Annotated in this window: 2 protein-coding genes; one reads left to right on the top strand and one right to left on the bottom strand. The window is 72.1% G+C overall.

Annotated elements, in window-relative coordinates; translation table 11 throughout:
• A partial coding sequence (locus HUW36_RS35335; RefSeq protein ID WP_174531014.1) for a hypothetical protein occupies positions 1 to 442 on the top strand: 442 nt, incomplete at its 5' end.
• A gap of 25 nt (positions 443 to 467) precedes the next feature.
• On the opposite strand, the gene HUW36_RS28895 is transcribed toward HUW36_RS35335, so the two are convergent.
• Positions 468 to 3,269 (bottom strand): glycoside hydrolase family 9 protein, encoded by a 2,802-nt coding sequence (locus HUW36_RS28895; protein WP_425487275.1) that lies wholly within the window; start codon positions 3,267 to 3,269, stop codon positions 468 to 470.
• Position 3,270: the final 1 nt, after the last annotated feature.

The following is a 3,270-nucleotide window of genomic DNA, read 5'->3' as shown; positions in this document are numbered from 1 at the left end:
CGCGATCGTGCTGTACGTCGAATCGCTCAACCGACCCGCCGCGATCGCCGTGCCGAAGTACCGACCCGACTGCGCCGCCGCCGCGCCCAGCGTGCTCGCGGCGGCGTTCGCCGACGGCATCACGACCGCGACCGCGGCGGTCGTCACGACGCCGACCACGCCGGCGAGCAGCGCTCTGACAGCGGGCGACCGCCGCCGCCTGTTCCCGCCACGGGGAACGGATGGGCTGATTGCCACCTTGGCCTCCTCACTGGCCCACACCCAGGTCGTCGGGAGTGCGGACGACCGGACGCCCTGGTCAAAGATAGATCAAAGTCAATGCTTGCATCGGGCCTCGGTCCGGGACAACAGGTTTCGGAAAAGTTTCGGAAACGTGTGCGCCGGGTCCGGCCGATGCCGCGCGAGCGGCGGCGCGGCGTGGTCGGCCATCCGGATACGGTGACCGACCACGCCCGCCGGACCGGCGCTCAGGAGACGGCGCAGGCCGTCCCGTTGAGGGTGAAGCCCGTCGGCTTCGGGTTGGCGCCGGCGTGGGTGCCGTTGAAGCCGAAGCTCGTCGACGCGCCCGGCGCGAGGGTTCCGTTGTAGGACAGGTTCGACGCCGTCACCGCCGCACCGGTCTGGGTGACGTTCGCCGACCAGGCCTGCCCGACCTTCTGGCCGCCGCTCGGGAACGTGAAGGCCAGCGTCCAGCCGTTGATCGCGGTGGTGCCGGTGTTGGCGACCGTGATGTTCGCGGTGAACCCGGTGTCCCAGGTGTTCGCCGTCCAGGTCACCGCGCAGCCGCCGCCGGTCGGCGGGGCCGTGGTGGTCACCGTGACGCCCGGCGACGCCGGCGAGACGTTGCCGGCCGCGTCCACCGCGACCACGGTGAAGGTGTACGCGGTGGAGGCGGTCAGCCCGGTCACCGCCAGCGTGGTGCCGGTGGTGGAGCCGACCAGGACGGTCCCGCCCCGGTAGACGCGGTAGCCGGTGACGCCGACGGCGTCGGTGGCCGGGCCCCAGGTCAGCGTCAGGCCGGTCGGGCCGATTGCGGAGGCGGTGGGCGTGCCGGGCGCGGTCGGCGGGGTGGTGTCCGGCGCCGGCGCGGCCGGCGTGGTGACGCTGACGGCAGCCGACGACGCGGACCGGTTGCCGGCGCCGTCGAGCGCCCGCACGGTGAACTGGTACGTCCGCTCAGGGGCCAGCCCGGTCACCGCGAGGGTGGCCCCGGTCGAGGCGGTGACGACCGGGTCGGCGCCGGCCGAGGCACGGGTCACCTCGTAGCCGGCCAGGCCGCTGCCGCCGGTGTCGGTGGAGGCGGGCCAGGTCAGGGTGAGGCCGGTGGACGTGACGGCGGAGGCGACCGGGGTGCCGGGCACGGTCGGCGCGGTGGTGTCCGGAGTGGCCGGGCCGGGCTCCTCGCCCCAGACGCGCACGCCGCCGGAGTACAGCGGCACCTTGCGGTTCGGCCCCGCGGTGGCCTGGTACGACGGGTCGTTCGTCGGGTCCCAGGTGCCACCCTCCGGCACCCCGATCTTGAACTGGACCTCCATCCGGTGCTGCGACTGACCGGCCGGCGCGATGGTGTAGCCGGTGCAGTCGACCTCGACGTACCAGATGTCGCCGGAGAACTGCTTCGCGGTCGACGGCGACGGGCAGCCCTGGGTGTAGCCGGGGGTCACGGTCACCGGGCCGGTGCCGTCGGGCCGGAAGTAGTACCGGAACTTACCGGTGGTCAGCGCCCGGGCCGGGAACGCCGACTTGTTGTAGACGATCGCCTTGAGCCCGGTGGCGCGCGGCTCGGCCTGCATCACCGTGGTCTCCACGGTCAACTCGTCCAGGTCGGGCGTCTCGGCGGACGGGAAGCCGGCGCGCGGGCTGCCGCCGTACTCGTTGGTGAGCCGGGCCAGCGCGGAGGTGAAGCCGGCGTTGTAGTCGGTGGCCACCTCGTTCATCACGTAGTCCGACCGGCTGTCGGTGTACGCGTCGTTGGCCGCCGACGGGCCGCCGACAAGCGCGCCGTAGAGCACGTGCCGGGTCTCGGTGGGCACGGTCTGGCTGTCCCACCAGGACCCGTGCGCGGTGCGGTGGTGCGGGTTGCGCGGCGGGTTCGCGCCGAACCCGATCATGTAGCTGGAGTTGCGCGGGTTGGCGCCGAGCGCGTAGTCGACCTGGCGGACGGCGAAGTCGTGGTAGCGCGCCTTGCGCGTGGTGTCGGTGGTCTTGTCGCTGTAGACGAGCGCGGCGAACGCGGTGTTGGCGGCGTAGCGCAGCGCGCCCCAGGAGTCGAGCACCGCCATCCCGCCGGGCGAGTAGGGCACCCGCTGCCCGTTGACGCCGACGGTCCAGTAGTCGAGCCACCGGTTGGCGTCGTCGACGTACTTCTGCTTGCCGGTCAGGTTGGCCAGCAGCACGTACGCGCCGAACTGCTTGTTGTCCCAGGCGATGGTCCACTTGTAGGAGCGGGTGGTCGACTGCGGCTCGGTGCCGAGCTTGTCGTACTCGCTCTCGGCCTTGGCCAGGTAGGTGGCGTCGCCGGTGGCCCGGTAGAGCCAGATCGCGCCCCAGACCAACTCGTCCTGGTAGCCACTCCACGACCGGTAGAAGCTCGTCGCGTCGGTGATGCACTCGTGGTAGCTCTTCCGCACCGTGTCGGCGAACGTGTAGAGCTGCTTGGCGTGGCCGAGCAGCTTGTCCGCGTAGGCGGCGTCGGTGGGGCGGAACACCAGGGACGACGCGGCCATCGCGGCCGCCGTCTCCCCCGCCAGGTCCGCGCCGCCACAACTCGCGTCGATCTTGTACGCGGGCCGCGCCATCGGCATCACCTCGGCCGGGCCCCACCACTTGTGGTCGTCGTCGCCCTTGCCGACCTGTCCGTAGAGGACGTTCGGGGCGGGGTGCGCCTTGACGAAGTAGTCGTTGACGAAGCGCAGGTTGTTGAGCAGGTGGGTGAGCTGACCGGAGGCGACGTACCCGTCGCGGTACTCGACCGCGCCCCAGGCGAGCATGGTGGCGCTGAACGCCATCGGGAAGCCGAACTTCACGTGGTCGCCGGCGTCGTACCAGCCGCCGGTCAGGTCGACGCCGACGTCGGCGCCGTCGGTGAGCGCCGAGTCACCGCGCCAGGAGACCCGGTTCCAGGAGGGCTTGCGCCCGGACTGCTGCGCCTCGTAGAAGAACAGCGACTTCTGCAGCGCCTCGGCGTAGTTGAACGCGGGCGCGGCCTGTGCGTCGGCGGGCGCGGCGGCGGCCGGGAGCGGGACGGCGGTGGCCAGCGCGGCCACCAGC

The organism is Micromonospora maritima (genome assembly GCF_902825405.1).
GTDB classification, from domain to species: Bacteria; Actinomycetota; Actinomycetes; order Mycobacteriales; family Micromonosporaceae; genus Micromonospora; species Micromonospora maritima.
This window is presented reverse-complemented; position numbering and strand designations above follow the sequence as displayed.